Origin of the sequence: Amycolatopsis coloradensis (assembly GCF_037997115.1) — a bacterium.
GTDB classification, from domain to species: Bacteria; Actinomycetota; Actinomycetes; order Mycobacteriales; family Pseudonocardiaceae; genus Amycolatopsis; species Amycolatopsis coloradensis_A.
In genome coordinates this window covers 4,032,034-4,058,934 of the sequence record NZ_CP150484.1, presented here as the reverse complement: position 1 = coordinate 4,058,934, position 26,901 = coordinate 4,032,034, and the positions used below count along the sequence as shown (strand labels likewise).

Genomic DNA, 26,901 nt, shown 5'->3' with positions numbered 1-26,901 from the left:
CCGAGGTGGCGATCACCCGTGTCGACGACTCCGTGTTCGAGGGCATGGGCACCGGGTCGAGCGAGTGCTACACCTGGGTCATCCAGTTCATCCGTCTCGACTGGCGAGGACTGCTGGCCCATCCGGAATCCCTGCCCTGGCCCGATCCGTACTCCGTCCAGCTCTGGATGTTCATCGACGGCTAGCTCACGGAGGTCGTCCTCCCCCGCACCTCCCGCCTCGTGGTCGTCGACGACGATTTCCCGGGCGATCATCGGAGCAGCACCCTAACGGCCGTCCCGAGCGCGAGGCTCCGCCGGTCGAACGGGGGGGTCGTCACGACCCGGTACCGGCGACCTCCGCCGTGCGGACGGTGAGCGGAGTGCCTTGCATACACGTTGTCGGCGTTCCGGGCCGGAGCGAGCCCCGCACGACGGCCTCCACGCCCGGCTTCAGCTCGGGCACCGGACGCACCAGGAGATACTCGCGGTCAGGTGCGGCGAGTACCAGGCACCCGGGTTCCACGCCGTTTCGCACGGTGCCTCGTACGCTCACTTCCGTTCCCGAAGGCGCCGGCGCTGTGGGTGTTGCCGACACTCCGCCGGGCGGCACCGGAGAGGGCCGGTCCGAAGGCGCACATCCGGTGGCCACGGCCAAGACCACGGCCATCGCCACCACACCGATACGCATTTTTCCTCCTCTGGAAGAGATCGCGGACTCCGCGGGATCAGAGAGGCCGGTCGTCGCACACCGTCGAGGTGTCGTCGCACCGCCCAGATGTCGTCGTGGCGCTCCGGAGGCAGATCCCCCATCGCCACCCATCCGATGGGCACGACCGTGTCGGCGGCGAGCACCGTGTTCGCGTGCACCACGGCGTTGACGCGCACTTCGCCGTGCCCGCCCAAGCGCGCCCCGGGGAAAACCGCGCAACCGGTGGCCAGGAAACAACCGTCGTCGCCGATCCGCGCCGGATGCGCGGCCCGTCCCCGCACGAGGGCGTTCTCCATCACCGCCCAGCGCCTGCCGACGCGGACCTCACCGTTCTCCGCCGTGAGCACGGCCCCGAAGAGCACTCTCGCGTCCGCCCCGACCCGCACCTTCCCGCACAGCACCGCGGTCGGCGCCACATAGGCGTTCTGATGGACCTCCGGGCGACGCCCTCGATGTTCGTACAGCGGCATCGTCGGTCGCCTCTTCCTGGTCGCACTTCGAACGTCACGCGTACCCGGCCAGGACGAGCGGGAAACACGGCCGTCACCCGGATCGGCGGTTTGTCCGCCGAGGTGCCGGGTAGCCGACAAGTTCGGAGAACCGACGCGGAGGTGAACGAGCATGACGATCCGGACCACCACACGCGAGACCGCGCAGGGCCCCGCACGGACACAGGAAGGGGCCGTCGGATCCACCGGCTCTTCCGAGGTCTCGATCGGGCTTGTCCTGTTGGCGGGTGTGTACTTGATCTTGTCACCCTGGGTGATCGAGTTCACCGGCACCTTCGGCATGGCCGCGACCAACATGATCAGCGGTATCGTGCTGGCGCTCTTCGCCGCCGGATGCGCCCGCTCCGTCGGCCTGCGCACCGTGGCCTGGGTGATTCCGGTCCTCGGCGTCTGGGTGATCGCCTCGCCATGGGTGATTTCCCGGGGCCGTGGCCTGGTGCCGCTCGACTATCCGGGTATGCCGGAACTGAACACGGCGACCTGGCTGAGCAACGTGATCGCCGGCGTGATCGTGCTGGTCGCCGGAATCGCGCTCGCGCTGTCGGCGCGGCGACGCCCCACACACCGGTGACGGCGGCAAGCGCGCATATCCGAAAGCGGATCGGGTACCCCGGAGCCATGGTCCCCGCTGATCCGAATCGGAAAGGGACAGGAAGGAAGTCATCATGGGCCGGCTCGTCCGCGATCTCATGACCACCGACCCGGTCGCCCTGCCCGCCGACACACCGGTCCGCCGGGCGGCGCAAGCGATGCGCGACAAGGACATCGGCGATGTCCTCGTCCTCGACGGAGACCGGCTCGCCGGGATCGTCACCGACCGCGACATCGTCATCCGTGCCGTCGCCGGCCAGGACGACCTCGCCGATTGCCGCCTCCGGGACGTATGCAGCTCACAGGTCGTCACCGTCTCCCCCGACGAGGACACCGACACCGCCATCTCCCGGATGGCCGGCAACGCGGTGCGACGCATCCCCGTCGTCGACAACGGCCGCCCGGTCGGCGTGTTGTCCCTCGGCGACGCCGCAATGGAATACGACCCGAACTCCGTGCTCAGCGAAATCAGCGCCGCCGAAGGCAACCGGTGACACCCGGCTTCGCCGAGTCAGCCCGTTCACCGCCCCGGGCTTCCCGCGTCCGCGACGCGGTTCGTCCTGTCTCGCGAACCGCGGAGTACCTGGTGCGCGACCACGATCAGCCCAGAATCGGGATCAGTTCCCCGGCAGGCCCGCTCACACCGGCCGCACGCCTGCGCACAGACCCGGCGATGTTCGTGCTCGTGACGTTCGCATTCGTCACCGCAGCTCGCACAGGCCGCCGCACACGCCTCGAGGGTGCAGCGGATGCTGTCGGTGGCGTACCCCGGGTGCACCGGACGCACTGGTCTTCAGGTGCCCTGGCCGCTGAGGGCGGTCCTGACGTCTCAGTGGCGGCCGCGGAGCCGATACGCCACCGCGAAACCCAAGGCGACCCCACCGAAAACGTCGGTCGGCCAATGAACATGCGTCCTGACCCGGCCGTAACAGACCACGAACGCGAGCGGAGCGACGGCCGCGCCTGCCTTCGGTGAGCGAAGGGCGACCGCGGTGGTGAACGCGGCAGCCGTCACCGCGTGCTTCGACGGGAACGAGGACGAAGTCGGCCGTTCCGGCAGGGATTCGCGGGCGGGCAGGCGACGCGTGGCGGGACGAGGACGGCGGATCAGCGCGCTGAGCAGATGCCCGCTCACCATGCCCGCACCGGCGGCCACCAGCCCGCATACCCCGGCCCGGCGGGAAGACCCCCGGCGCACCGCGAGCAATCCCGCGACGACGAACCACAGCAGGCCCCCTCGCGCCGCGGTCGTCGTCGCGACCACGACCGGATGCGCCCGCGAGGTCGGCAGGCCATGGTCGTCCAGTTTCCGTAGCGCCTCTTCACCCACCGGCCACATCGGTTGTGGACACCTCCTGCCGATGACTACCCCGATTGGGCGAAGATCATTCAGGGTACGGCCTAAGGCAGAGACGCCCGTGTGCTGTCGAGATCGGCGAGCAGGTCACCGGGTCGAGACGGTGGGACGGTGGCGGCCGCGCAGCGAGTACGGCGCCACCGTGGTCTTGGCGGGGTTGTTCTGGGACCAGTCGAGAACACCCGCCCGGCCCGCTGGGCTTCGGCCATCACGGCGGTCCCCCGGTCCGGTGTCTCGCGGGCCAGGCGCTGGGCGAGTTCCGGCGAGGTCGACCCCGCTTCATCGCGGAGCAGGGTTCTCTTGTTTCGGGCGAGGGGAACATTTGTCCAAGACTGAAGGTGGGCAGCCCGGGCATCGTCCCGAGCATGAGTGAGTACGACGTCAAGCAATCGCACAGGATGTACGTGGTCCATGAGGGGCCGAGGCAGGCGCCACCGCTGTTGCTCGTCCACGGCTCGGGAGCTTCGGGCGCCTGCTGGGGCCCGATGATCCCGACGCTCGACAGGCACCATCACGTCATTCGAGTCGACCTTCCGGGCTGCGGCCAGTCTCCGCCCGCAGCGTCGTACGACGTGCCCGCGCAGGCGGGTCGCGTGGCGGCGGTACTCGATGACCTCGGCCTCGGTCAGGTCGCCGCGGTCGGGCATTCCAGCGGCGGCTACGTCGTCACGGCGCTTGCCGAACAGCGCCCCGACCTGGTGGGTTCGCTCGCGCTGATCAGCACCGGCCCGACTCCCGGTGCGCTGCTGCCGCAGCCGGTCATCCTTCGGGTCCTGCTGGCCCCGCCGCTCGGCAGGCTGCTCTGGGCAAGGCGTTCGAACTCGATGATCCGCAGCGGGATCAGGGCGACAGCCGCTCGCCCGGTGGACGTCCCGGACGACTTGATCGCCGACCTACGGGGCATCACGTACCGCACAATGAGGGCAGTGCTGAGCCGAAACAGCGCGTACCTCGCCGAACGAAGCATGCCCGAGCGTCTCACCGCCCTCGACGTCCCGGTGCTGGTGATCTTCGGCGCCGCCGACCCCCGCTGGGATCCCTCGTCGGCGCACCAGTACGACGCGGTGCCGACCGCGCGGGTCGAGCTGCTGCCCGGCGTCGGGCACCTACCTGTGCTCGAAGCACCGGAGGAGACCAGCAGGCTGCTGCTGGACTTCGCGGCCAAGGTCCGCCGTCACGACATCTCGTGATTTCCGAGGGCTAATCTGGTCGCATGCCGTCAACCGGGACACCACCCGACTGGGCGGGGGTGGACATCGCCGTTCCGCGCCGGTCAGCTCGGCTGCCGGGGATCAGCATGGCCGGGTTCCGGCAACGCGTCCCCGGCGCCGCCGACATCGCCATGGTCGCGCACCCATCCGTCAGCCTGCTCGTCGACCTGACCGAGGGAGCGGGTCTCGTCTACGACACCTATGGCCGGCGCGAGCGCGGCACTGTCGTGATCGGGCTCCTCCCCGGCGAACTTCGGACCGGTGGCTCAGGCCCGGCGATCGAGTGTCTCCAGATCCGGCTGTCGCCGCCGGTGGCGGCCAAGGTGCTCGGCGCGTCGACCGAGTTCAGCGGGACGGTGGTGTCGCTGGAGGATGTCTGGGGCCGCGACGCCGGGCGCGTCGAGGACAGGTTGCGCGCCGCCGCGACGTGGGACGAGCGGTTCACGATCGCGGTGAGAATCCTCAGCCGACGGCTGGACTCCCACCCACCGGTCGATCCGGAGGTCGCCTACGCCTGGCGGCGGATGCGCACCAGCCGAGGGCGGATACGGGTCGACGGCCTGGCCGACGAGGTCGGCTGGAGCCGCAAGCGCCTATGGTCCCGCTTTGGGGCCCAGCTCGGTACCACACCCAAACGCGCCGCCCGACTGGTGCGCTTCGACCACGCCGCCCACCTGCTCGCGGCCGGTCACGCCCCCGCCGGCGTTGCCGCCGACAGCGGCTACGTCGACCAGTCCCACCTCCACCGCGAGGTCAAGGCGATCACCGGAGCCCCGCCCGCCGCCGTGGCCGCCGCACCGTGGCTCGCGATCGACGACGTCGCGTGGCCGGCTCCTCCGCGAGGCTCGAGCCGGTGATCACCGCCTATCACCGGCTCCGCGACCAGGCCGCCCGGAAAGCGGGCACGGCGCGAGGTGAGCCCGTTCGGGTCCGGTATCACCCCGTACCACCGTCCCAGCCGGATCCGGTGGCGGGACCGGTCCGCGTGAGCGAGTCTGCGGAGGACATGACGTGACCAGGTGACGATGGCCGAAGAACGCCCCGATCCCTTGGTGCGGCCGGACGCCACCGCCGAGGCGGTCGCCGGATCGCGGGGTGGATCTGCTCACCCGCCCCGCTGCTCGAACGCGCCTTGGACGCCGCGGCCCCGGCCGGTGCCGTGGCGTCGATCGTGGATCTGACCCAGGTGGACTTCCTGGCCGTGGCCGGGCTGCGGGTGTTGCATCGAGCGGCCGCCCGAGCCGCTCTGCACGAACGATGGTTCGCCGTGGTCGCCGACACCTACGCGCTGACCCGGGTGCTCGACCTGGTCGACCTCGGTCACGAGATCGCTCTGTACGGTTCTCTGTCCGAGGCTTTCCGGGCGGCGGACCGATCCACCGGCCCCCTGGTCCGCCGCTGAGGGACACGTCTTCACGGCCGAGGCGGACGCGAGCCGTTCGACGGTGACCGATCCTGGGGACCCGTCCGGTCCTGTTCCGGTGCGGAGGATCCGGCCTGTTCGCGGGTTTTCGGGGGAATGGCGGGCAGTGCCCGGTGGGCGACGACGTGGCGTGCGACGTCGCCGATCCGGCGCTGGTAACGGCGGGCATGGCCGCGCATGAGTTCGAAGGCCTCGTCGACACTCGTGTCACGGCGCACGGCGAGAATCCCCTTGGCCTGTTCTATCAGGACTCGGCTGTGCAACGCGGTCTGCAATTGTGCGGAAAGTTCCGTCTGACGACGGATCTCCCGTTCGTGCACGAGACCGATGGCGGCGGCATCGACGAGCGTCTGCATCAACCGGATTTCCGACATCGGCCTCGGATCGCTTTCCGAATGCAGGAGCAGCACCGCCCCGAGGATCTCGTCACACGACCGCATCGGCACCGAACACATCTGGCGGTACCCGGCTTTAGCCGCGGCGGACGCGAAAGCGGGCCATCGACGGCGAGCACCGGCCCATCCCACCGGGCCGATCGGTATCCCCGCGCGGCAGCAGTCCAGCACCGGGCCTTCCAGCCGCGCGAGAGCGAGCACATCGAACAAGTCGGCGTGCGACCCGGAGGTGGCCGACGTCCACCGGCGGGCATCCTCGGAAGCGAGCATCACCGCGGCGGCCGTGATGTCGAACAATTCGGTGCAGCGCGCCGCCAGCCGATCGAGCTGGCCGGCGACGTCGAAGTCCTTCACCAGGGTGTCGGACAGTTCGACCAAGGCATCGGCCAAGCGCTGTTCTCGATTCATGGAAACCCTTTCTCCGTCACCTTGAGGAAGGAACGCACGACCACACGGGTGCGGATACGCAACTGACCGGGAACGTGATTCCAAACAACGTTCACTGCGAGCTGAAATCGTCGAACGAACATCGCTCACAGCACGTCCGAGTCACGGACCTTCGCGGCAACGGCTGCTGCTCAACCACGCCGCAGAACGAAAGAAGCCTATGGAGGTCCTTGTGCGAGGGCAAGACCATCACGCGGTCGGGCGCCCCGAGTGTCCGCCCGCACTCGGTCTTCACGCCGCCTCCGCGGCCCGGCGCGATCACGCCGGTAACGACCGGGCCAAACCGGCTCGTATCGAGAATATTCGTCAGCGATTCCTCGCCACGATTCCGCCGGTGAGGCACGTCAGTGTCACCTCAAGACGTACTCCGGTACAAGCGAGCCGCGAGATCGGCCAGCGTGCGGTGGCAGGTCTTACCGGTGCGGCCCAGCGGAAGTTCGGGAAGGGTGACCAGGAACTCCGGCACCTTGCGCACGGCGAGGCCTTGGGCGGTGAGGAACGCCGCGAGTTCGGGCAGCGTCGGCGAGTGACCGTTCCGGGTCGCCACACAGGCGCAGAGCCGTTCGCCCAGTTCGCTGTCCGGTACCGCGACACAGGCGACCTCCCTGATCGCGGGATGGTCGCCGAGCGTGCGCTCCACCTCCGCCGGGCTGATCGTGTACCCACCGCGGATCACCACGCGTTTGCTCCTGCCGGTGACGTGGAGCCCGCCGCGCTCGTCGAAACGGCCGTTGTCGCCGGTCCGCACCCAGCCACCGGCTGGCCGGTATGCGGCGTCCAGCTCCGGCGCGGCGACGTGGCACAGCGGTGTCATCGGGCCTCGGGCGTGGATTTCGCCGTCGGCGATCCGGATCTCGCACACCGCGGGATCCGGTACGCCCACACCGTCCTCCGGTCGCGTGGTATGACAGTTGACGCCGTCCGACGAGCCGTAGACGTCGATCATCTCGACGCCGAACCGTTCACGGCACGCGGCCAACGTCGACGGGGGCAACATGTCGCCGCTCGACACGATGGCCGCGAGCCCGGCGGTGTCCACGGTCGCGGGATGGTCGGCCATGCGCCGCCACATCGCGGGTACGGCGAACACGTGGGTCGGGCGGTGCTCGGTGATCAGGCGCAGCGCCGCGCCCGCCTCGAACCGGCGCGTCGAGATCAGCGTGCCGCCGAGGCGGCACAGCGTCACCGGCGCCCCGAACGAGCCGAATCCCGACGTCGGCGAGACCAGGACGAGATCGCGGGGAACCTCCGTCCCGCCGTGGACGGCACGGAGGTAGTTCGCCCGCCCGCCGGCGAAGGCGTTGTGCGAGTAGGCGACCATCTTCGGCGCCGACTCCGAACCGGATGACACCAGGATCCGTGCCGGGGCCTCCGGATTCGGACGGACGATACGCGTCGCACGGCTGGATTCACCCACCACCCGCCCGTTCCCGACGACGAACCGCACACGCGCGCGTTCGAGGAGATCGCCCGAGCTCGGCGGCAACGGCAGCACGACGGCGCCGAGCGCGAACACGGCCAGTTCCGCGACCACCGCCGCTCGTCCGGCTGGTTCCCGTACCCCGACGATGTCGGTCGAGCCGCACCCGGCGGCAGCCAATCGGGCTGCCAGCTCGCGTACGGCGGCGTCCAAGCGCGCGTAATCGAGCGATCCCTCGTCGTCGATCACCGCCGTGCGAAGCGGATGTTCGCGCACCCGGTCGCCGAAGAGCGAGTACAGATCCCTGTCCGGGCAGTGTCCACATCGGACCCATTCGCGGCGGAGCCCGGCCGGCACGAGGTCGCGCAGCACCACCCCGGTCGCGGACACCCAAGTCATGACGTGAATTCCCACGGCGACGCGACGAGTACGCAGTCATCGTGGATCAGCGCGCGGGAAAACCGGGGGTCCGCGGCGAGCGCGGCGAGGTCGTCGCACACCGGCACGCTCAACGGACGGTCGCAGCGCCGCCGGGCGCCCGCGTTGAGCCTGCTCGCCGCGGACAGGAGCGAGGAGTCGGCCCGCGTGGCGCCGCGGGCCAGGGCCGTCACGATGGCGTGCGCGCAGACGACCCCGCCGAACACGTCGACGATCGTCATCAGCGAGGGCGGAACGCCCGCGTAGGCCTGCACGACGAAATCCGTGCCCACCGGCGGTTCCGGCCCCAGCTCGGCACCCCACCCCGACGCGTGCGCGTACAGGATTCCGGGCCGGGCACGCGCCAGGTCGAGTGCGCTCAACGACCACTGCCCCGCCTTTCCGGGCGCCCAGTTGTGCAGGAAGACGTCGGCGCCGACGGCGAGGTCGAGCAAATGGCCTCTGCCGTCCCGGGTGCTCAAGTCGATCTCGATGACTTCCTTGCCGTCGTTGAGCGCACGGAACCTGGCCGACGCGTCGCCGGCGATCGGCGGGACCCACCGCAGCGGGTCGCCACCCGGCGGCTCGATCCGCAGCACCGTGGCACCGAGCAGCCGCAGGAGGTGACCGGCCAGCGGGCCCTGTACCCGGCGGCATGATTCGAGGACCACCAGACCGGACAACGGGAGCGGCACCGACGGCCGGGCCGGCCGGTGCCCGCGGCCCAGCCCGCTCACCGCGAACGCGGGCAGCCGGTCGAGCCTCCGATCCGCCACCCTCACCAGCGTCATCCCGGTACGGACCGCGATCCGCTCCGCCTCCGCGATCGGCCGTGCCGCGAGAGCTTTCACCAACCCCGGTGGCAGCGGGCAGGTCGCGGTGGCGAACCGGAGCAGGAACGGCCGCCAGGCATTCGAGATCACCCGCCCGTCGATGCCGAGTGTCCTCCAGAACCGTTGCCACACCGCCGGATCGAGTGTCTCGATCTCGTACGCGACACCGTCGGCCGAGCGGAAAGGCGGCCCACCGGGGAAGAGGTCCTCGGCATGGTCGTCTCCGGCCGTCGCCGCGGCCAGATACTGGGAGACAGCCAGCAAAGCCGCCTGCGCCATCGAGGTGGACACGCCGCGCAGCGGGATCCCGCGATCACGAGCGAGCCCCCATGCGACGCCGCCCAGCTCGGCGAGTTCGGCCGCGAGGATGGACGCGTAGTCCAGTCCGAGCGGGGTCGGTTCGCCGAAGCGCCGGCCGTGTACGTGCATGATCCCGCAGGCGGCCTGCACGTCGAGCTCACCGGCCAGCGGCAGGTCGATCGGGCCCGCGACGGTCACCGCGTCCACCTCGGTGATCATGCGGGCCGCCTCCCCTGCACGGAGTACAGCACGCACGACGACGCCCGGAACCCCGGATCCGCCATGACCGAACGCACCTCGGCGAGTTCCCCTTCGGTCATCCCCGCGGCGATCAGCCGGTCCTGCAGATGATGGGTGTGGTGGATCAGCAGCCGCAGGCCGGGCGATCCCGCCCGCCACGGGAAGACCAGCGGTACCGGGTCGACGTCGACCAGGCCCGCGTCGGCCATCGACGCGGCGACCCTGCGGCCCCACGTGCCGTCTCCGCCCGCGGTCCTGAACGTCTTTTCCTTGGCCGCCAGGAAAGCCTCGTAGACACTCGCCGCACGGGCGTCGGGTGCGAGCAGCACCGGGCCGTAGGAGATGTCGAACTCGTCGATCTGCATCCAGCCACCCGGCTTCAGTGCCTGTGCCAGCTTCCGGAGGACGGCCTCCCGCTCCGGCAGATGCTGCAGGACCAGCCGGGCGTGGACGAGGTCGAACTCGCCACCCGGCAACGGATCGTGGACGACGTCATGCCGGAGGACGGTCAGCCCCGGCCCGGTTCCGATGTGGTCTGGTTTGATGTCGGTCGCCAGCACCGATCCGGTCGGCGCCACCCTGGCGGCGAGCCACCGCGCGACGCCGCTGCCGCCCGCGCCGACTTCGAGGCAGGACCAGCCCTCCCGCACGCCGGTCCGCTCCAGCCGCGCGAAGGTGACCGGGTCGTACGCCTCGGAGAGGCACCGATGCTGCTCGGTCGCGTGCCCGCTGTGGTTGTCGAAGACGTAGGCCGTCGTCACGTCCACCTTCCCGATCCGTTCGTGGCGGCTGTCCCGGTCAGCCGCTCCAGCAGTTCCAGCCGCCGCACCTTCCCGGTGCCGGTGCGCGGTACCTCGTCCCACGTGAGCGTCACCGGCTCCCCCATCGGCGGCAGATCGGCCACGGCCGCCCGCCACCGCGCCGGCTCCAGTCCGGTGTCGGTCACGACGACCGGGATCGGCGCCCGGCCCACCGCGGAAAGCACGACGCATTCGGCGATGGCCGGAAGCCGGTCCTCGATCGCGTCCTCCACCGAGAGACAGCTCAGCCCGGGGACGCTGTCGACCTCCCGGTCCAGCAACGTCACCGCGCCGGTCCGGCTCACCACGCCGAGATCGCCGGTGTTCCACCACGATCCGTGCGCCTTGTGCTCCCAGCGGTCCTGTTCGCCCACGTAGGCCACACAGCGAGCACGAGTGCGTGCCAGGAGAATTCCCGGCGTGCCTCGCGGGACCCGCTCCATGGTCTCCGGGTCGACGGCCCGCAGTCTGGCGAGGCCGGGCAGTGGCCTGCCGATGTCCCGCGTCGCCCGCACGGAGCGCCTGGTGAAGAACCGGAACGACAGGGGGCCGGTCTCCGATTGACCCCAGCCTTCCATCCACAGTGGACGTTTGCGGCGGGTGGCGTTCAGCATCGTCCTGATCACCGGTGGATGCACGGCGTCGTAGGTGCTGACGAACCGCCGGACCCGGCGGAACGGGTTCTCCGGCGAGTGCGCGAGTGGCCGCCAGCGCACGAACGTCGACGGGAGGGCTTCGATGACGGTCGGCCGATGCCGTCCGAACACCCGCTCCGCCGAAGCCGGCTCGCTCAGGACCACGATCTCCCGTGGCGCGAGGCACAGCGCCGACGCCGTCCAGCAGAAGGTCCGGCCGTGCGCGTAGGCACTGGCGTTGCCCAGCACGTCGTCACGCCGGACGCCGAGGACGGGCCAGCGGACCGCCTCCGGCCGGGCCAGCCGGTCGATGATCGTCCGCGTCGTGTGGACCACCAGTTTCGGTGTCCCGGTCGTCCCCGACGTATGACAGATGAGCAGTGGTTCGTCGGCGTGCCTTCGGTGCGGCTCGGGTGGCGTGGCGGCGGCGAAACCGTCGATGGGCAAGACCCGGTCTCCGCGCAGGGAAGGCCGATCGGTGACCACGACCGCGGCGTCCAGCCGTTTCAGCAGCACTTCCAGCGTGTCGTCCGGCAGGTGACCGGACAGCTTCGCCGCGACCGCCCCCAGACGCGCCGCGGCGCACGCCAGCAGGTCGTAGTCCCAGTGGTTCCGCTTGACGATGGCGACCCGGTCCCCCGGCCGCACACCGGTTTCGGAGAGCCATCCCGCCGCGTCCCGCACCAGCTCGGCGAGCCCGGCGACCGGGTAGACGGTTCCGCGCTCGGGCGCGATGTCGAAGGGCCGGTCGAGGCGCACTGTCGTCCGCGTATGCGCGCATTCGTCGAACAACGTTCCCATGTCGTGCGGTTTCATCCGGCTCGTTCCTCCTTCACGGGGCACGCGATTCGGTCGGTCAAGCGCCGCGCGGCCCGCACGCCGGAGCGGACGGCCGCTTCGCTGCACGGGCTCAGGAAAACCCAGTCGCCCGCGTAGTCGACGACGCCCCGGCCGAGGCCTGCCTCGAAGGAAGCACGCAAGGCGAGCGCGCGGGGCGTCACCTCGGGCGCCGCGTGCCGCACCCGCCGGACCAGTGCGCGGCGGGTCGCCGCCCGCAGGCCGGGGACGAGACGCTCGGCCGCGCCGGTCAAGCGGGTCACCGCGTCCTCGTCGGTGGCGGTCAGCAGCTCCGGCACCGCGCGCGGATGGGCCATGACCGTGACCAGGCCGCGGCCAGCGGGCGCGCGGCCAGGGTGCTTCAGGTGGTCGAAGATGATCGTGGCCACCGTGCCGTTCTCCGCCGTCGGCACGATCAAGGCATAGTCGGGACCGCCGAGCGGACGATCGAGCAGCAGATGGGCCTTGACCACCGGCGTGAACGAGCAGGCGGCGAGGAAAGCCGATCCGTGCCGCGGATACAGCTCGGCCGCGGCAGGGGCGGGCACGGCCAGCACCACGGCTTTCGCGCTGATTTCGCGCGTACCGCCGATGATCCGCGCCACGGAACCGTCGTCGACGACCTGATCGACACGAAACCCGGTGCTGACGTCGACCCTCTCGGCGAGGGCGCGGGCGAGGGTGTCCATTCCGTCGCGGTACGCCCGCCACGTCGGCGGCGGGCCGACCGAGGTGAGCAGGGCGAGCAAGGGCGCGGCCGCCGAACGCGCCGGATCCCAGCCGAAGAACCCGGAGACGACCGGTTGCAGCAGGTAGTCCAGCAGATCCCGGTGGTGGGGCGCGGCGAACTCGGCGACGGTGCGCCCGCCCAGCCGGGAGACCTCCGGCCGCTCGGTGTCGAACTCACCCCGCATCGCCCGTACCCCGGCCAGCCGTGCCCGCAGGGACAACCCCGCTCCGGTGAGCAGCCCCCTGGTCTCCGCGACGCCGGACCTGGGTCTGCCCCGCCACATCGCGATGCCGCGGCCGATCCGGGGAGCGGCGGCGTCGTCGATGCCCAGCTCCGCCAGCAGCCGCCAGGTCTCGCGATAACCCTGCTCGGCCATCTGCTCGGCGCAGGTGTCGATCAGGAAGCCGTCCTCGCGCAGCGTCGTCATCCGGCCGCCGACCACGTCGGCCGCTTCGAACACCCGTACTTCGCGCCCGGACTTGCCGAGCTGGTACGCGGTGGTGAGCCCGGCGACGCCGGCGCCGACCACCGCCACCTCGACATCGGTCACGCGATCACCACCAGGTTCACCACGACCAGGCTCAGCACGGTGATCCGGTGGATGCGGATGCCGAGCAGCCGGGCCCGCATGATGTCGCCCAGCGCGAACCCGAGCCAGAGTTGCCAGATCCTCGCCACGAGGGTCGGGAGCAGCGCGAGGGGGAACCACCACGGGCCGCCGAGCGCGGGCACGGCGAAGATCAGGGCGAACTCCGCGGCCGACACGGCGATCACGAAGAACATGTTGCCTCGCGGCGAGGTCAGCGCCGCGACCGTCGGCCTGCCGACCCGCCGGTCGCCGTCGACGTCGTTGGTGTTGGAGTACACGCCGAACAACAGCGGCCCCAGCCCGAAGAGCAACGCCTGGGCGAGCGCGAAACCGGTGAACTCACCGGACGCGAGGCCGTACGGCGCCAGTACGAGCGCCCAGCCGAGCGCGGCGATGAAGAACTCCTGGAAGCCGTGGTAGCTGAGCTTCACGCCCCAGGAGTACTGCAGCGAGAAGAAATAGGTGACCACGATCAGGACGACAGTCCACACAGGACGGTGCGGCGCGATCGCGATGGCCGTCAGCCAGAGCAGGGCGCCGACGACGGCCGTCGCCCACGCGAACCGCAGCACCTGGCCCTCGTCGAGGGTGCCCGCCACCAGCGGTTTGCGGTACCGCTTGCGCTGGGGATCGTCCGGTGAGTAGTTCGTGATGTCGCTGCCGTCCCGGTATCCCGTGAGATCGTCGAGGGCGACCATCGCCGCGATCACGAAGACCTCGCCGAGCAGGAACACGCCGACAGAGGCCAGGACTCCGCTGTCGAACCTCGCCGCCGGCGCGAGCAGCGTCCACACCACGACCACGCCGAGGTAGTAGTCGACGATGTCGAGTTTCGCGAGCCGGAAATACGCCTTGCCGCGAGTGGCGGCCACTGTCGTCATCGCCGATAGTCCAACGCGATCAACGCGGCGAAGGACCGGTCACCTCCGTAATGCAGGTCGTGCCGTTCGAGCAGGCGGGCGCCCGGGAGCAGGGCCAGGTACTCCTCGACGGTCCGCAACCGCGAGAACCTGCCGACGGGGATGTCCGCTTCCTCGTATTCCACGAGAACGAGATGACGGGCCGACGCGGCGATCGCCCGGCACGCTTCGGCGATCTCGTCGTCGTCCAGTACATGCATCAGCACCCAGACGCAGACGGCGACGTCGAACCGCTTGTCCTGCCACGGCAGCCGCTGGACCGTCGTCCGCACGAATTCCACAGTGGACAGATGCGCGCAGTTCTCCCTCGCCAGCGCGAGCATGCGCGGAGTCATGTCGATCGCCGTCACCGTACGGGCCCGCGCCGCGATCGCCGGGGTAAGCCTGCCCATCCCGCAGCCGATCTCCAGCGCGGCCCCGACATCGCCCAGAGAACGCAAAAGGCCGGTGACTAGCCGGATGGTGCGGATGGTCGTCTCGGCCGCGAGCTCGGCGGGCTGCGAAGCGCGCATGACGCGGGACAGCCCGGCGCGTTCCGCACGCCTGTGCCACTCCTCGGCGACCTCGCTCGGTGCGGGCGTCCGGGTGATCTGCTGCATCACGACTCCTTCGCGAACTCGCACACCGCGTCCGCGATGCGTTCCACCTGCTCGTCCGTCAGATGGGGGTAGATGGGTATGGCGAGAGTGCGCCGCGCGGCCAGGTCCGCCGCGGGCCAGGTGTCCGACGGGCGGGTGTACCGCGCGAACGCGGGTTGCCGCGGCAGCGGGGCCGGGTAGTAGACGTGCGAGCCGATCCCCCGCGCCGCCAGATGGGCACGGAGTTCGTCCCTGCGCTCGGCGAGTAGCGAATAGACGTAGTAGCACCGCCCGTCCTTCGCCGGGGGCGGCGCCAGCACCCCGCAGCCCGCCAGGTCGGCGAAGCGCTCGGTGTAGTACTCCCCGATCCGTGCCCGGCGTGCGAGCCGCCCGGGAAGGCCAGGGAACCGATGCAGCTGGAACGCGGCCATGATCTCGTCGAACCGGCTGTTGTAGCCGACCCGGTGGTACAGGAACCGGTTCTTGCCGTCCTGGCCGTGATTGCGCAGCATCCGCACCGCCGAGGCGAGTTCCGGATCATCGGTCACGACCATGCCGCCCTCACCCGGCATCCCGAACGTCTTCACCTGGACGAACGAGTACACACCCGCGTCGCCCCATCTCCCGGCGGGCGTGCCCGCGAGGGTTCCTCCTTGCGCGACCGCGGAATCCTCCAGCAGCCGCACGCCCGCGCCGGACGTGATCCGGCGCAGCGCGGGCATGTCCGCCATGACCGAGAACATATGCGCCGGCATGATCACCTTGGTCCGCGAAGTGACCAGGCGGGCGACCGTGTCGGGATCGACGACCATGGACCGCGGGTCGATGTCGGCGAACACCGGCGTCGCGCCGAGCGAGGCGGGCGCGGCCGCGAGCGGTGCGCAGCCGAACGCGGGCACGATCACCTCGTCGCCGTCGCCGACGCCCATCGCGCGCAGCACCAGCGTCAGCGCCGAAGTTCCGCTGCCGCAAGCGATCGCGTCCGCCGCGTCGACCGAGTCACGGATCGCCGCTTCGAAACGGGCCGTCTGGTCGCCGAGGATGAACTTCTGCTCCGCTGCGAGGCCGACGCGGCGGACGATGTCCAGCAGTTCGGCACGGTCCTCGTCGAAGAGATCGGGCGGGAAGAACGGCAGTGTCATCCACGCCGCCCGCGGTAGAACGCGCGGATCGAGTCGCAGACACGGTCACAGTCCCCGGTGGACATGTCCGGATACAGCGGCAGCGCGAGGGTACGACGGCAGGCGTTCTCGGCGTTCGGGAAATCGCCCTTCCGGTGGCCGAGCCCGGCGAAGCAGGGTTGCAGAGGCAGCGGCGACGGGTAATAGACCTCGGTCTGCACACCGTGGGCCGACAGATGCGCCGCCAAGTCGTCGCGCGACTCGACCTCCACCACGTAGACGTAGAACACGCTGTCCGGCCGCGCCGACGGCAGCTTGCGCACCCCCTCGACTTCCGCGAGCGCCGCCGTGTACCGGGCGGCCAGTTCCGCGCGGCGAACGATGTCGAGGTCCAGCCTGGCGAGCTTCGCGAGGAGAATGGCGGCCTGGATGTCGTCCATCTTGCTGTTCACGCCGGGCAGGCCGGTCGCCGTGGAGATGGCGGGGAAATCGGCGATCGTGCCGCCGAACCGGCCGTGGTGGCGGAGCGCGTCGGCGGTCTCGGCGATCCGCCGGTCGTCGGTGAGGACCGCGCCCGCGTCACCGAGCGCGCCCAGCGTCTTGGTCGGGAAGAACGACAGCACCCCGCCCGCCCCGAAAAGCCCGGCGTGCCTGCCACGATGGCGCATGCCGATGGCCTCCGCGCTGTCCTCCACCACGGCGAGCCCGAGCCGCTGAGCCACGGCGAGGACGCCGTCGATGTCCGCGAGCCGCGAGAACAGATGCGTCGGCATGACGAACCGGGAGCGCTCCCCCGCGGCGTCCGCCACCGCGGCGGGGTCGATGCCGTACCCGTCCGGCTCGATGTCGGCGAAGACCGGCCGGCCGCCCGCGAGCACGACCGAGGTGGCCGACGCCCCGAAGGAGAAGGCGGGGACGACCACTTCGTCACCAGGCCGCAGACCCGCCGCCCGCAACAGCAGGACCAACGCGTCCGTGCCACTGTTGACCCCGATGACAAACTTCGCGCCGGTGTAGCCGGCCAGCGCGGATTCCAGCTCGGCCACCTTGCGGCCGTGCGAATACTTGCCATTTTCGATGACGTCGAGAATATGTCGTCTGGCACTGGGCCACGTTCGCTCGAATGTGCTCGATTGGTTGAAAAATGACACCGACAGCGTACCCACCTCCGGTGGCGTTGAGACCCGTTCCCGAGCGTAGGTCAGGAAAACCGGCCACTCGGCAGGTTCGCACTTCCTGGTCAACTCACGCGGAGAGTATTGACACTCGATCATCGCGGATGTCAGTTTTGCGATGTATTCCGAATGGAAACTCCGAGGAGCAGGCTCACCAGTGCGTTCACTCATTGTGGGACTCGGCCGGGCAGGCGCGGGTCTGCATCTGCCGGTCTTGGCCAAACTCCGTACCCGAACCCCGCAGCTCTTCGACGACGCTCCCGTCACGGCGTGCGAACCGCGACCGAACGTCGCCGCACGGGCAGGTCTCGAGGTCGTGCCGACCATCGAGGCCGCGGCCGCCGGGCTCGACCCCTCCCGCACCGTCGCGCACGTCTGCACACCGCCGACCGAACGTCTCACCGTGCTCTCCGAACTGGCCACGCTGGGCTTCCGCAAGGTGATCGTCGAGAAGCCGCTCGCCGCCGACATCGACGACCTCGCGCGGATCATCCGCCTGCGCCGCAAATACAAACTGCATATCGAGGTCGTCGAGCCCTGGCTCGCCAGCACGCTCACCGCGCGGTTGGTCGAGCTGATCCGCAGCGGCCGCTTCGGCGCTCCGAAGTCCATCGGCATCGTGCAGAACAAACCGCGCTTCCGCCGGTCGCTCGTGACGCCGGGACATCCGACCGCCTTCGACGTCGAGCTGCCGCACGGAGTCGCGCTCGCGCTGCGGCTCGCGGGCGCCGCGCGGGTCACCCACGCGTCCGGGACCGATCTCGAGGTCGACGGGAACGTCGGCCCCCGGATGGGCGGGGCCACCGTCGGTCTCCGGCACAATTCGGGGATCCACACGGAGATTCGTTCGGATCTCACCTCACCGGTACGCGAGCGGCGGGTCACCGTCGACTTCGAAACGGGTACCGCGGTCGGGCATTTCGCGGTGAGCGGCGACGACCACCATTCGCAGCTGACCCTGCGGTCGAGCGGCCGGTCCGAGCACGTCGTGCTGCGCGACGACGCCATGACGGAGTGGATGTCCGTGGCCTACCGGAAGTTCCTGGTGGACAAGGAGCAGACGCAGGGGTTCACCTTCGCCACCGAGGTGGTGCAACTGCTGTCGGTGGCCAAGAACATCTGCGCGGAACCGGTCTCGCGCCCCGAACCCGACGCGGTGGCGGCCCATGCCGACTGATCCGGTGTTCGCCGGCATCACCGATGAGGCGGCCGACGACCTCGGCGGCCAGATCGCGGCGCTCGACGCACTGGGCTGGCGGATGATGGAGCTGCGCACCCTCGATCGGATCCCCGTCGCCGACCTCACCGACGAGCGGTTCGACGAGGTCGCGACGACGCTGGCGGACAAGGCGATGAGCGTGGTCTGCCTGGCGTCCCGGATCGGTGGCTGGGGCAGGCCGATCACCGGCGAGTTCCGGCACGACCTCACGGAACTGGACGTCCTCGCCAGGCGAGCCCGGTCGATCGGCACCCGCTACCTCCGGATCATGTCGTATCCCGATGACGGCCTGAGTGAGCACGACTGGCGTCGCCGGGCCATCGCGAGGATCACCGTTCTCGCCGAACGCGCCGAACACCACGGCGTGACGCTGCTGCACGAGAACTGCTCGGGCTGGGCGGGCACGAGTGCCGAGCGGATACTCGAACTGCTGGACGAGGTCGCGAGCCCGGCACTGAAGTTGTTGTTCGACACCGGAAACGGCGTGGCCCACGGCTACGATGGATTCGACCTGCTCGCCGATATCGCCGACCATGTCGAGCACGTGCACGTCAAGGACGCGGACGAGCACGGCTTCACCGTCCCCGGCGAGGGCGAAGCACGCGTGGCGGACTGTGTGAAGTTTCTACAGGCCAACGGATACAGCGGCGCGTGGTCGCTGGAGCCGCATCTCGCGATCAAACCCCACGAGCCGGGTGTGCTCGCCAGGGACGCCGCGGCCACGTTCGTCGCCGCGGGCCGGGCGATGGCCGGGCTGTTCCGGTGATCCGCGAGGACCGGGATCTGCTGCTACGGCTGCTCGCCCTGCCGACGGCCGGTCCGCTCGAAACGTCCGGCGAAATCCGCCTCTGGGAGGCGATGCGGGACTACGCCGACGCGGCGGCCGGGATCGGTTTCGAGACGCTGTACCTCGGCAGCCCGGAACCCTCGGTGCTGGACCGGCCCGGTGTCCCGGTCGCGGTCCGCGAAGCCGGACCGGAATTCCTCGCCTGTCAGCCGAGCCTGGTCCTCCGGCTCGGACCGGCCACACCCGCCGTGATGTTCAACGTCCACCTCGACACCGTGGCGCCGTTCGAACCGGCGGGTTTCGACGGGGTCCGGTTCACCGGCCGTGGCGCGATCGACGCCAAGGGGCCCGCGGTGGCGCTGCTGGCCGGGGTCCGGGCCGCCGTCGCGGCGGATCCGGCGGTGGGCAGGGACGCCGGTGTGCTCATCCAGGCCGTATCCGGTGAAGAGGGCGGCGCGATGGGCACGTTCGGCACACGGCCGCTCGTCGAGGCCGGATTCCACGGCGAACTCAACATCTTCTGCGAGCCGACCGGCCTGCGCTACCTGCCACGCTGCTCGGCGTCGATGACCGCGTGCGTGCGAGTGCGCGGGGACGACGCGATCGACGACGAACCGCACCGGGGACACAACGCCACCGTCCTGCTCGGCTTCCTCGCTCAGCATCTGGCGCTCGACCTGGCGAAACACGGTCGAGTCTGCACAGCGGGGCTGCACACCGGCCGCCTGCACAACAGGGTGTACGGCAGCGGAGAGCTTCTGCTCAACATTCCTTACGACAGCCGGGAAGCGGCGTCGAAGATGACCTCCGCACTGGAGGACGGCCTGCGGTCGGGGCTCGCCGAGTTCGGCACCCGGTTCCGCGAGAAACCCGCCTTCGCCCGTACCGCGGCCGACGCCGTGGCGATCACCGAGGTCCGCTGGCTCAAACGCGACCTGCCCGTCCTGACCGCGCGGGACATCCCGCTGCTGGACGGGCTGGCTCCCCGCTGGCCCGACGACGAGCCCGGCTTCACCTGCGACGCCCTCTGGCTCGCCGACGTCCCCGGCACCCGGACGGCCGTCCTCGGCCCCGGTTCCCTGGGCGACAACAACGCGCACTCCGCCGGGGAGTACGCCGGCGTCGAAGAACTCGACAGGTTCAGTGATCTCGTCCGCGAGATCGTCGTGCGATTCAGCCGGAACGAAGGAGCATGACCGTGCTGATGCCCTATCCGGAGCTTCTCTCCCTGGTCACCAGGATCTTCGTGGACCGTGGCGTTCCCGGGGACCGGGCGGCGATCGCGGCCACGGCGTTGTGTCATGGTGACCTGACCGGGGTGACCTCACACGGACTGGTCAACCTGACGCGGCTGTACCTGCCACTGCTCGACGACGGACGCGCCGATCCGGCGGCGGATATGGTGATCCAGACCGATCTCGGCGCCTGCGTCCTCGCCGACGCCCGGCGCACACTGGGGTTGTGGTCGGCGTCGCAGGCCATGGAACTGGCGTGTGCCAGGGCGTCACGGTACGGCATCGGGATGGTGTCCCTGCGGGGCGCCACGCATATCGGCTGCGCCGGTCACCACGCCGCGCGCGCCGTCACCCACGGCATGATCGGCCTCGTCGCGTCGAACTGTGGCGGGCAGCGCATCGCCCCGCCCCCGGGCGGCGCGGCGACGATGCTCGGCACGAACCCGCTCGCGCTGGCCTGCCCCGCCGGTGACGCGCACCCGTTCGTCCTCGACATGAGCACCACCGTCGTGCCGACCGGGCGCGTGCGGGCCGCGGCGAGGGAAGGCCGGGCGATCCCACCGGGGTGGCTCGCCACCGACGACGGCGCACCGGTGACCGACGCCGCCGCGTTCGACCGAGGGGGCGCCCACCTGCTGTGGCTGGGCGGCGACCCCGAAACGGGCGCCTACAAGGGATTCGGGCTGGGCCTGCTCGTCGAAGTGCTCGGCGCGCTGGTCCCCGGCGCCGCGCTCGGCGCGCTGTCCGCCGACGGGAACCGTGACGACGACATCGGCGTTCTGACGCTGGCGATCGCACCGGAACTCCTGCGCGGCGGATTCGCCGCCGACGCGACCGCGCTCTTCGCCGCCGTGCGTGGCTGGCCCGCCCGCGACGCCGCAGTCCCGGTCGTCTATCCCGGCTGGCACGAGGGTGAACGCGCGGCCCGCTTCCGTGCGCACGGAGTGCCGGTGCCCGACGAGGTCTACGCGGAACTGCACGGGGTGCGGGAAAGAGCGGCCGGATGATCCGGGTCGGTGTCGTGGGGCTCGGTGTCATCTCGCGCTTCTACCTCGCCGCGGTGGAAAGGTCCCGGGCGTTCGAGCTCGCCGCGGTCTGCGATCTCGATCCGGCGGCGCTCGCCGGAATCACCGTGCCCGGCTACCGGGATCACCGGGGGATGCTCGCCGCCGGAGGGCTCGACGCGGTGATCGTGACCGCACCCAACGACGTCCACGCGTCCGTGTGCCGGGAGGTGCTGGACGCCGGCCTGCCGGTGTGCGTGGAGAAACCGCTCGCCACCGGGCTCCTCGACGGCGAGAATCTCGTGGCGAGAGCGGCGCGGCGGGATGTCGCCCTGTTCACCGCGTTCCACCGCAGGTACAACGCCAACGTGCGGGCGCTGCACGAGGCCCTGGCGGGCCGGGCACCGATCGCTTCGGTGACGGTGCGCTATCTGGAGCGGATCGAAGAACACGTCGGCGGTGATCGCTGGTACCTCGACACCGCGCGCTGCGGTGGCGGCTGCGTGGCGGACAACGGGCCGAACGCGCTCGATCTCGTCCAGCTGTTCCTCGGATCGGTGGCGCTGCGGAGCGCGCGGATCACGCGGGACGCCAACGGCGTCGACAGGCAGGCGACACTCGTGCTCGAGAACGCGGTCGTGGAACTCGACTGGTCGTTTCCCGGAGAAGTCAAGGACATCGAGGTGACCCTGACCGATGGCACCGTCCTGCGGGCCGACATGCTCGACGGCTTCCCGGAGTTCAAGGAATCGCTCTGGCACGAGTACGACGGGTTGCTGCGGGACTTCGAGGAAGCCGTGCGCAAGGGCGGGGCCTGGCGCGACAGCGGCCTCACCACTCTGTCCATAGTGGACGAGTGCTACCGGAAGGAGTGCGATGCGCGAGGACGGGCCGAAGCGGGAGATCACCGGCACGGTGGTGAAGGTGCTGGTGCATCACCGTGACGATCGGGGAATGAGCCTCGAGCCGTTCGCCAGCCGATGCGTTCGCGCCGGTGAGATCCACGAACTCGTCACGACCAGCCACGACGACACGGAGCCCGGAGCGCCGATCGATCGTGTCGGTTTCCTCGGCTTCGCCGAAATAGACCGGGCAGGCGTGCTCGACCGAGGCGACGAGCTGTGGATCGGCGGCCAACTCGTCGGCACCGTGCTCGGCTTCGACGGATGCCATTTTCCCAATCACTACAACATTCTCATCAGCGTCACGCGGCCCGTCACCGGCGAAGAGCTCGGCTTGAAGCCGGAACTGGAAGTGCGTTTCCGCGGCAGGTGGTGAGCGGCCCGGAGCCGGGCCGCTCACCATATCGCCGCTACGTCATCGTCACTTGCCCAGCAAGGGCACGTCCGATTTGCCGAGATGGTAGTCGCGTACCGCGTGCACGAGTTCGTCGACGGTCAGTTTTCCGTTGCCGTTCACGTCGATGGCCCGGAACGCGGGGGCCACGGCCGAGGACTCGACACCGATGGCCGCCAGCCACTTGGCGAACTCCTGCTGGTTGACCTCGCCGTCGCCGTCGGTGTCGCACAGGCCGACGATCGCCGCGATGGTGGGACGGACCACACGATCGAATCCCGAGTCGCCCTCCTGGAAGATCTGCGCCTCGATCACCTCGGTGAACTGCCTCTCGCTCAGAGCGCCGTTCGGGCCGGCACCCGCCTTACCGGCCAGGTACTCGTACATCGCCACGAAAGAGTCTTTCACCGCACGCGCTTGGGGCGACGCCGGGTCTTCGCCGAACGCGGTGATGATCCGGCCGGCTTCGGCCTCGAAATCGGATTTCTCGATCTTGCCGTTACCGTTGACATCCCACTTCTCAAAACGCTTCTTGAGCCTGTCGTTCTTGACCGCCGTGGTCATTCGTGCACACTCCTTTTCGCGTGGACTCGGAAGAATCTGCGGTACGCGCGTGTCGGCCGGCTCTCGACCCGGCGGACACGGTCAAAGACGGACGACCTCCTCTCCGGGAACCTGTCCCGTCACGTCGAACAGCAGCCTGGCCGTCGAGGTCAGCCGGCTGAGGTCGTAGGCGCGGTGCGCCACCAGCAGGACGGTGACGTCCGCGGCGAGAAGCACCTCGTCGAGGTCGGCGGCCGGTGGCCCCAGTTCGGGTACGGCACCGGCCACCGGATCGTGGTAAGACACGTCCGCGCCGAGCGCGCGCAACCGGACGGCGATCCGGATGGCGGCGGACTCGCGGGTGTCCGGCACATCGGCCTTGTACGCGACGCCGAGCAACAGGACTTTCGCTCCCCGCAACGCTTTCCGCTGTCCGGCGAGCAGGCGCGTCACCCGGTCGACCACGTGCTCCGGCATCCGGTCGTCCACGAGGCGGGCGGCGTGCACGACGCCGAGCGAGGTTCCCTCCCGATCCGCCTTGTCCAGCAGGTATTTGGGGTCGACCGGGATGCAGTGCCCGCCGACACCCGGCCCCGGCACGAAGGGCATGAACCCGAAAGGTTTGGTCGCGGCGCAGTGCACCACGTCCCAAACGTCGACCCCGATCCGGTCGCAGAAGATGGAGATCTCGTTGACGAGGGCGATGTTCACGTAGCGATAGGTGTTCTCCAGCAGCTTGGCCATCTCCGCTTCCCTGGTGCCGCGCGCCACCACGACCGTGTCGACGAAGCGCCCGTAGAACGCCGCGCAGTATTTGGCGCACAACGGGGTGTGCCCGCTGATCACTTTCGGCGTGTTCCGGACGCCGAAGCGGCGGTTGCCCGGGTCGACGCGCTCGGGCGAGTAGGCGAGCGCGAAGTCCTCGCCCGCGGTCAGGCCGTACTTCTCCAGGATCGGCCGGACGATTTCGTCGGTGGTGCCGGGAAAACTCGTCGACTCGAGCACCACCAGCGTCCCCGGCCGCAGGTGTTCGGCCACCGTCTCCGCCGCGGAGCGCACCGCGGCGAGATCCGGCCCGCCCGCCGGGTCCAGACCGGTCGGCACGCAGAGCACGATCGTTTCCGCGGTGCCGAGTACCTCGGGATCGGCCGTCACCGTGAAACCGCTCGCCCGCATGGCCCGCAAACGGCTCGCGGTCACGTCGGGCACATGCGAACGCCCCTCGGCCACGGCGGCCGCGACCCTCGGCGAGGTGTCGTAGCCGGCGACCGACAACCCCGCCCCGCAGGCGGCTTCGGCCAGTGGTAACCCGACGTAGCCGACTCCGACCACGACAAGATCGACAGACACGGGACCCCCTCAGTCTCGATGTCACGCGAACCGATCAGCTGACCGAGAACGAACCAGTGCCCGATGGAACATGAGAACCGAACCCTGCCTGGACCCGCATCCCGGGCGTCAAGCACAGCGGATCACCGTGGATGACCACTTCGGCCGAGGTCCGATTGGCCAGGACATGCGCGGCGATGGGGAGCTTGTGACAACCCTCGGGGTTCCTGTAGGTATCCAGACGCTGGAACTCGGTCGAGAAGACCACCACCTCCCCCGCCGCGGCCTGGGCCGGCGGACTCGCGACGATCATCAGGGCGCCGGCGGATGCCGCGCTCAGCGCGGCGATGACAAGACGGTTCATCGAATGCCTCCACATCCAAGACCACGACTTCATTCCGCACGCTAACAGTCACTCTTGGTAAAACCTGTGTCCCGCCGGAACTTCACGCGCGCAGGTTGCGGTCCGTTCCGCCGGGTCATTCAGATGGCGGCTTCAAGCACTCTGCGCGTGATCTTCGAGCGCGGGCGGTTCACATGAACGAGTGGCGCGGGCCATGAAGTCAGGGATGATCGGTGAAGATTCGGGACGCAGCGTGTCCCGGGCCTGTTCGGCCGGAAAGACTTGCGCGGCCGGATGTTCTCGAGTCGGATCGGGCCGGGGCAGCGCGAGCCTCGACTGTCCACAAAGGACACTATCTGAGATCGAAGTGCCAGCTCGGTTGCTTTTCGTGACGAGGGGTCGTGAGCGATAAGGACGGCTAGAACCGTCCTTATCACTCACGACCCCGATACAGAACCGTACGCACATGCATTAACCGGACATTTCGCCGGGATTCACGGGCCGGAACCGGAGGGACGCGGTGGTCACCGTGTTCTTCAAGAACGGCTGGACGGGGCCGATCGACTCGTTCCCGCACGAGCCAAAGGCAACCTGACCTCGACGTACAACGAAAACGTCGGGCACCTGCTCGGCCTGGTGGGGAACGACTGGCTGGAAACCGGGCTGTACCACAGCGATTCCGGCCGCATCACCTCCTATTTCGACGGCTATGTGAACACGTCGGGCAGGCACGAGGGGATCGACTTCGCGCGCGGCTTCGGCGTTCCCGTGTACTCCTTGACCCAGGGTTCCGTGATCAGGAAGACCGAGGGCAGCAACGGCAGCGGCGGCCTGTCCACGGTGGCGATCTACAACCGGGATCAGGATTTCACGATCATCTACCTGCATCTCAATCCGTCGAACGGGCTCGCGGTCGGTGAGTTCGCCGGCCGCGGCCGGCAGATCGGCACCGAGGAGTATCGCGGCGCCAGCGCCACGCACACGCATGTCGAGTACCGGCCGGGCAGGCACGAGAGCGCGTCGGACAGCACCGGCGGCCTGGTTCTCGACAACCCGAGCCCGCTCTGCTCGCCCGAGCCGAGCGGGCTTCCGCGGTCACGCACCCCACGCCCTGACGTTGAACCGGCACTTTTTCGTCGAAGTTTCCGGTTGCCCCTCCCCTGCCGCTTACCGACTCTGATGCGGCATCGGTGACGTGCGTCGCTGAGCGAAAGCGGAGGACGCCAGTGACTCAAGGTGTTCGCATCGTCCTGCCCGGCAGGCAAGCGATCGTGCTGTCCGTGTTGCTGCTCAACGCCAACCGGGTGGTCGGCATCGACCGGTTGATCGACGCCGTCTGGGACACCGAACCGCCCGCCACCGCGCGTACCCAGGTGCGGATCTGCGTGTCCGCCCTGCGGGCGAACCTGGGCGGGATCGGGCTGCCGTCGTCCATCGTCGCCGAACCGCCCGGATACCTCATGCGGGTGGCCGGAGCCGACTCCGCGCCGGAGCCGATGATCCCGGCGGACGACGGCACGCCTGGTGCTCAGCGGTATCCGACCAGCTTCGGCATGTTGCTGCGGAGCCACCGGCACAGTCTCGGCACGACCCAACGGCTCCTCGCCGCGCGCTCCACCGTCAGTGTCCGGGCGATCAGAGACCTCGAGCACGGCCGGGTCAGCAGGCCACGCCGCGACACGGTCCGGCTCATCGCGGCCGGTCTCGGCCTGACCGGCCAGGCTCGCGCCGAATTCGAACGGGCAGCGGCTTCGTATCGACCGACCACCGGCACGTCAGCGTCGGGAACACACCGCAAGAGGAGACCCGTATGAAGCATCCGTTGAGAGCGGCGATGGCCGCCACACTCGCCGCTCTCGCCGCCTTTGGCTGGCTGCACCGCCTCTTCAACCCCTGATCTCCGGTGCCCGGACGGGCCGGGTCCTCG

General features: G+C 69.7%; 30 protein-coding genes. 15 read left to right on the top strand and 15 right to left on the bottom strand.

Translation table 11 applies throughout. The features are described from left to right. Nucleotides 1-5 precede the first annotated feature (5 nt). The 4 genes from LCL61_RS18905 to LCL61_RS18890 all read left to right on the top strand — a co-directional run bounded on the left by LCL61_RS18905 (nucleotide 6) and on the right by LCL61_RS18890 (nucleotide 2,284). On the top strand, nucleotides 6-185 hold the full coding sequence (locus LCL61_RS18905; RefSeq protein ID WP_340688056.1) for a hypothetical protein: 180 nt from the start codon (nucleotides 6-8) through the stop codon (nucleotides 183-185). Nucleotides 186-804: 619 nt separating this feature from the next. After that, nucleotides 805-1,110 (top strand): hypothetical protein, encoded by a 306-nt coding sequence (locus LCL61_RS18900; protein WP_340688055.1) that lies wholly within the window; start codon nucleotides 805-807, stop codon nucleotides 1,108-1,110. Between the two features lie 201 nt (nucleotides 1,111-1,311). Further along, a complete protein-coding gene (locus tag LCL61_RS18895; protein ID WP_340688054.1) occupies nucleotides 1,312-1,770 on the top strand; it encodes an SPW repeat protein in 459 nt (152 codons plus the stop codon). A 94-nt stretch (nucleotides 1,771-1,864) separates the two neighbouring features. Then, nucleotides 1,865-2,284, top strand: coding sequence for a CBS domain-containing protein (locus LCL61_RS18890; RefSeq protein WP_340688053.1), 420 nt, complete (start codon nucleotides 1,865-1,867; stop codon nucleotides 2,282-2,284). 335 nt (nucleotides 2,285-2,619) lie between these two features. Here LCL61_RS18890 and LCL61_RS18885 read toward each other — a convergent pair whose 3' ends face one another. After that, complete coding sequence (locus LCL61_RS18885) at nucleotides 2,620-3,129, bottom strand: phosphatase PAP2 family protein (RefSeq protein ID WP_340688052.1); 510 nt, start codon at nucleotides 3,127-3,129, stop codon at nucleotides 2,620-2,622. A gap of 105 nt (nucleotides 3,130-3,234) precedes the next feature. Beyond that, nucleotides 3,235-3,288 carry a hypothetical protein gene (locus LCL61_RS18880; protein WP_340688621.1) on the bottom strand — a complete coding sequence of 18 codons (54 nt, stop codon included), beginning with the start codon at nucleotides 3,286-3,288 and terminating at the stop codon, nucleotides 3,235-3,237. A 224-nt stretch (nucleotides 3,289-3,512) separates the two neighbouring features. On the opposite strand from LCL61_RS18880, the gene LCL61_RS18875 reads away from it, so the two are divergent. From LCL61_RS18875 to LCL61_RS18865, 3 genes are all read left to right on the top strand, one after another. After that, nucleotides 3,513-4,337 (top strand): alpha/beta hydrolase, encoded by an 825-nt coding sequence (locus tag LCL61_RS18875; RefSeq protein WP_340688051.1) that lies wholly within the window; start codon nucleotides 3,513-3,515, stop codon nucleotides 4,335-4,337. Between the two features lie 23 nt (nucleotides 4,338-4,360). Then, the gene (locus tag LCL61_RS18870; RefSeq protein WP_340688050.1) at nucleotides 4,361-5,215 is read left to right on the top strand and encodes a helix-turn-helix domain-containing protein; all 855 of its coding nucleotides are present in this window, start codon (nucleotides 4,361-4,363) and stop codon (nucleotides 5,213-5,215) included. A 314-nt stretch (nucleotides 5,216-5,529) separates the two neighbouring features. Beyond that, a complete protein-coding gene (locus tag LCL61_RS18865) occupies nucleotides 5,530-5,760 on the top strand; it encodes a hypothetical protein (protein WP_340688049.1) in 231 nt (76 codons plus the stop codon). 11 nt (nucleotides 5,761-5,771) lie between these two features. Here the strand turns inward: LCL61_RS18865 and LCL61_RS18860 are convergent, their stop codons facing one another. The 10 genes from LCL61_RS18860 to LCL61_RS18815 all read right to left on the bottom strand — a co-directional run bounded on the left by LCL61_RS18860 (nucleotide 5,772) and on the right by LCL61_RS18815 (nucleotide 17,194). Next, nucleotides 5,772-6,584 carry a GAF and ANTAR domain-containing protein gene (locus LCL61_RS18860; protein WP_340688048.1) on the bottom strand — a complete coding sequence of 271 codons (813 nt, stop codon included), beginning with the start codon at nucleotides 6,582-6,584 and terminating at the stop codon, nucleotides 5,772-5,774. A gap of 394 nt (nucleotides 6,585-6,978) precedes the next feature. Continuing rightward, on the bottom strand, nucleotides 6,979-8,442 hold the full coding sequence (locus LCL61_RS18855; RefSeq protein WP_340688047.1) for a fatty acid--CoA ligase family protein: 1,464 nt from the start codon (nucleotides 8,440-8,442) through the stop codon (nucleotides 6,979-6,981). Next, nucleotides 8,439-9,812 (bottom strand): CoA transferase, encoded by a 1,374-nt coding sequence (locus LCL61_RS18850; protein ID WP_340688046.1) that lies wholly within the window; start codon nucleotides 9,810-9,812, stop codon nucleotides 8,439-8,441. The genes LCL61_RS18855 and LCL61_RS18850 overlap by 4 nt, the downstream gene beginning before the upstream one ends. Then, nucleotides 9,809-10,600 (bottom strand): class I SAM-dependent methyltransferase, encoded by a 792-nt coding sequence (locus tag LCL61_RS18845; protein ID WP_340688045.1) that lies wholly within the window; start codon nucleotides 10,598-10,600, stop codon nucleotides 9,809-9,811. Before LCL61_RS18845 ends, LCL61_RS18850 begins: the two co-directional genes overlap by 4 nt. After that, the gene (locus LCL61_RS18840) at nucleotides 10,591-12,084 is read right to left on the bottom strand and encodes a class I adenylate-forming enzyme family protein (RefSeq protein WP_340688044.1); all 1,494 of its coding nucleotides are present in this window, start codon (nucleotides 12,082-12,084) and stop codon (nucleotides 10,591-10,593) included. The genes LCL61_RS18845 and LCL61_RS18840 overlap by 10 nt, the downstream gene beginning before the upstream one ends. Next, entirely contained in the window at nucleotides 12,081-13,385 is a 1,305-nt protein-coding gene (locus LCL61_RS18835) for a protoporphyrinogen/coproporphyrinogen oxidase (protein WP_340688043.1), read from the bottom strand. Before LCL61_RS18835 ends, LCL61_RS18840 begins: the two co-directional genes overlap by 4 nt. Then, nucleotides 13,382-14,305: a UbiA family prenyltransferase gene (locus LCL61_RS18830; protein ID WP_340688042.1), complete on the bottom strand. Its 924-nt coding sequence runs from the start codon at nucleotides 14,303-14,305 to the stop codon at nucleotides 13,382-13,384. The genes LCL61_RS18835 and LCL61_RS18830 overlap by 4 nt, the downstream gene beginning before the upstream one ends. After that, a complete protein-coding gene (locus tag LCL61_RS18825; RefSeq protein ID WP_340688041.1) occupies nucleotides 14,302-14,943 on the bottom strand; it encodes a class I SAM-dependent methyltransferase in 642 nt (213 codons plus the stop codon). The genes LCL61_RS18830 and LCL61_RS18825 overlap by 4 nt, the downstream gene beginning before the upstream one ends. Next, nucleotides 14,943-16,064 carry a DegT/DnrJ/EryC1/StrS family aminotransferase gene (locus LCL61_RS18820; protein ID WP_340688040.1) on the bottom strand — a complete coding sequence of 374 codons (1,122 nt, stop codon included), beginning with the start codon at nucleotides 16,062-16,064 and terminating at the stop codon, nucleotides 14,943-14,945. Before LCL61_RS18820 ends, LCL61_RS18825 begins: the two co-directional genes overlap by 1 nt. After that, a complete protein-coding gene (locus LCL61_RS18815; protein ID WP_340688039.1) occupies nucleotides 16,061-17,194 on the bottom strand; it encodes a DegT/DnrJ/EryC1/StrS family aminotransferase in 1,134 nt (377 codons plus the stop codon). Before LCL61_RS18815 ends, LCL61_RS18820 begins: the two co-directional genes overlap by 4 nt. Nucleotides 17,195-17,375: 181 nt before the next feature. On the opposite strand from LCL61_RS18815, the gene LCL61_RS18810 reads away from it, so the two are divergent. Genes LCL61_RS18810 through LCL61_RS18785 form a run of 6 tightly spaced genes read left to right on the top strand, consistent with a single transcriptional unit; the run spans nucleotide 17,376 to nucleotide 22,741 of the window. After that, a complete protein-coding gene (locus LCL61_RS18810; RefSeq protein ID WP_340688038.1) occupies nucleotides 17,376-18,395 on the top strand; it encodes a Gfo/Idh/MocA family oxidoreductase in 1,020 nt (339 codons plus the stop codon). After that, nucleotides 18,385-19,203, top strand: a complete 819-nt coding sequence (locus LCL61_RS18805) for a sugar phosphate isomerase/epimerase family protein (RefSeq protein ID WP_340688037.1) — start codon at nucleotides 18,385-18,387, stop codon at nucleotides 19,201-19,203. Before LCL61_RS18810 ends, LCL61_RS18805 begins: the two co-directional genes overlap by 11 nt. Further along, entirely contained in the window at nucleotides 19,200-20,420 is a 1,221-nt protein-coding gene (locus LCL61_RS18800) for a M20/M25/M40 family metallo-hydrolase (protein ID WP_340688036.1), read from the top strand. Before LCL61_RS18805 ends, LCL61_RS18800 begins: the two co-directional genes overlap by 4 nt. Continuing rightward, complete coding sequence (locus tag LCL61_RS18795) at nucleotides 20,417-21,466, top strand: Ldh family oxidoreductase (protein ID WP_340688035.1); 1,050 nt, start codon at nucleotides 20,417-20,419, stop codon at nucleotides 21,464-21,466. Before LCL61_RS18800 ends, LCL61_RS18795 begins: the two co-directional genes overlap by 4 nt. Further along, on the top strand, nucleotides 21,463-22,407 hold the full coding sequence (locus LCL61_RS18790; RefSeq protein ID WP_340688034.1) for a Gfo/Idh/MocA family oxidoreductase: 945 nt from the start codon (nucleotides 21,463-21,465) through the stop codon (nucleotides 22,405-22,407). Before LCL61_RS18795 ends, LCL61_RS18790 begins: the two co-directional genes overlap by 4 nt. Next, complete coding sequence (locus tag LCL61_RS18785; protein ID WP_340688033.1) at nucleotides 22,340-22,741, top strand: DUF6917 domain-containing protein; 402 nt, start codon at nucleotides 22,340-22,342, stop codon at nucleotides 22,739-22,741. The genes LCL61_RS18790 and LCL61_RS18785 overlap by 68 nt, the downstream gene beginning before the upstream one ends. A gap of 45 nt (nucleotides 22,742-22,786) precedes the next feature. On the opposite strand, the gene LCL61_RS18780 is transcribed toward LCL61_RS18785, so the two are convergent. From LCL61_RS18780 to LCL61_RS18770, 3 genes are all read right to left on the bottom strand, one after another. Next, nucleotides 22,787-23,323 carry an EF-hand domain-containing protein gene (locus LCL61_RS18780; RefSeq protein WP_340688032.1) on the bottom strand — a complete coding sequence of 179 codons (537 nt, stop codon included), beginning with the start codon at nucleotides 23,321-23,323 and terminating at the stop codon, nucleotides 22,787-22,789. A gap of 81 nt (nucleotides 23,324-23,404) precedes the next feature. Continuing rightward, entirely contained in the window at nucleotides 23,405-24,652 is a 1,248-nt protein-coding gene (locus LCL61_RS18775; RefSeq protein WP_340688031.1) for a nucleotide sugar dehydrogenase, read from the bottom strand. 34 nt (nucleotides 24,653-24,686) lie between these two features. Further along, a complete protein-coding gene (locus tag LCL61_RS18770) occupies nucleotides 24,687-24,995 on the bottom strand; it encodes a hypothetical protein (RefSeq protein ID WP_340688030.1) in 309 nt (102 codons plus the stop codon). 615 nt (nucleotides 24,996-25,610) lie between these two features. Here LCL61_RS18770 and LCL61_RS18765 point away from each other — a divergent pair. Continuing rightward, nucleotides 25,611-26,168 (top strand): M23 family metallopeptidase, encoded by a 558-nt coding sequence (locus LCL61_RS18765; protein ID WP_340688029.1) that lies wholly within the window; start codon nucleotides 25,611-25,613, stop codon nucleotides 26,166-26,168. Between the two features lie 32 nt (nucleotides 26,169-26,200). Beyond that, nucleotides 26,201-26,788: a helix-turn-helix domain-containing protein gene (locus LCL61_RS18760; protein WP_340688028.1), complete on the top strand. Its 588-nt coding sequence runs from the start codon at nucleotides 26,201-26,203 to the stop codon at nucleotides 26,786-26,788. The last annotated feature ends 113 nt before the right edge of the window (nucleotides 26,789-26,901 follow it).

Coding starts and splice junctions, on each gene's coding strand:
- LCL61_RS18900 (WP_340688055.1), top strand. CDS start 805: ATGGGCACGACCGTGTCGGCGGCGAGCACCGTGTTCGCGTGCACCACG.
- LCL61_RS18895 (WP_340688054.1), top strand. CDS start 1,312: ATGACGATCCGGACCACCACACGCGAGACCGCGCAGGGCCCCGCACGG.
- LCL61_RS18890 (WP_340688053.1), top strand. CDS start 1,865: ATGGGCCGGCTCGTCCGCGATCTCATGACCACCGACCCGGTCGCCCTG.
- LCL61_RS18885 (WP_340688052.1), bottom strand. CDS start 3,129: ATGTGGCCGGTGGGTGAAGAGGCGCTACGGAAACTGGACGACCATGGC.
- LCL61_RS18875 (WP_340688051.1), top strand. CDS start 3,513: ATGAGTGAGTACGACGTCAAGCAATCGCACAGGATGTACGTGGTCCAT.
- LCL61_RS18870 (WP_340688050.1), top strand. CDS start 4,361: ATGCCGTCAACCGGGACACCACCCGACTGGGCGGGGGTGGACATCGCC.
- LCL61_RS18860 (WP_340688048.1), bottom strand. CDS start 6,584: ATGAATCGAGAACAGCGCTTGGCCGATGCCTTGGTCGAACTGTCCGAC.
- LCL61_RS18855 (WP_340688047.1), bottom strand. CDS start 8,442: ATGACTTGGGTGTCCGCGACCGGGGTGGTGCTGCGCGACCTCGTGCCG.
- LCL61_RS18850 (WP_340688046.1), bottom strand. CDS start 9,812: ATGATCACCGAGGTGGACGCGGTGACCGTCGCGGGCCCGATCGACCTG.
- LCL61_RS18840 (WP_340688044.1), bottom strand. CDS start 12,084: ATGAAACCGCACGACATGGGAACGTTGTTCGACGAATGCGCGCATACG.
- LCL61_RS18830 (WP_340688042.1), bottom strand. CDS start 14,305: ATGACGACAGTGGCCGCCACTCGCGGCAAGGCGTATTTCCGGCTCGCG.
- LCL61_RS18825 (WP_340688041.1), bottom strand. CDS start 14,943: ATGCAGCAGATCACCCGGACGCCCGCACCGAGCGAGGTCGCCGAGGAG.
- LCL61_RS18820 (WP_340688040.1), bottom strand. CDS start 16,064: ATGACACTGCCGTTCTTCCCGCCCGATCTCTTCGACGAGGACCGTGCC.
- LCL61_RS18805 (WP_340688037.1), top strand. CDS start 18,385: ATGCCGACTGATCCGGTGTTCGCCGGCATCACCGATGAGGCGGCCGAC.
- LCL61_RS18795 (WP_340688035.1), top strand. CDS start 20,417: ATGACCGTGCTGATGCCCTATCCGGAGCTTCTCTCCCTGGTCACCAGG.
- LCL61_RS18790 (WP_340688034.1), top strand. CDS start 21,463: ATGATCCGGGTCGGTGTCGTGGGGCTCGGTGTCATCTCGCGCTTCTAC.
- LCL61_RS18785 (WP_340688033.1), top strand. CDS start 22,340: ATGCGCGAGGACGGGCCGAAGCGGGAGATCACCGGCACGGTGGTGAAG.
- LCL61_RS18780 (WP_340688032.1), bottom strand. CDS start 23,323: ATGACCACGGCGGTCAAGAACGACAGGCTCAAGAAGCGTTTTGAGAAG.
- LCL61_RS18770 (WP_340688030.1), bottom strand. CDS start 24,995: ATGAACCGTCTTGTCATCGCCGCGCTGAGCGCGGCATCCGCCGGCGCC.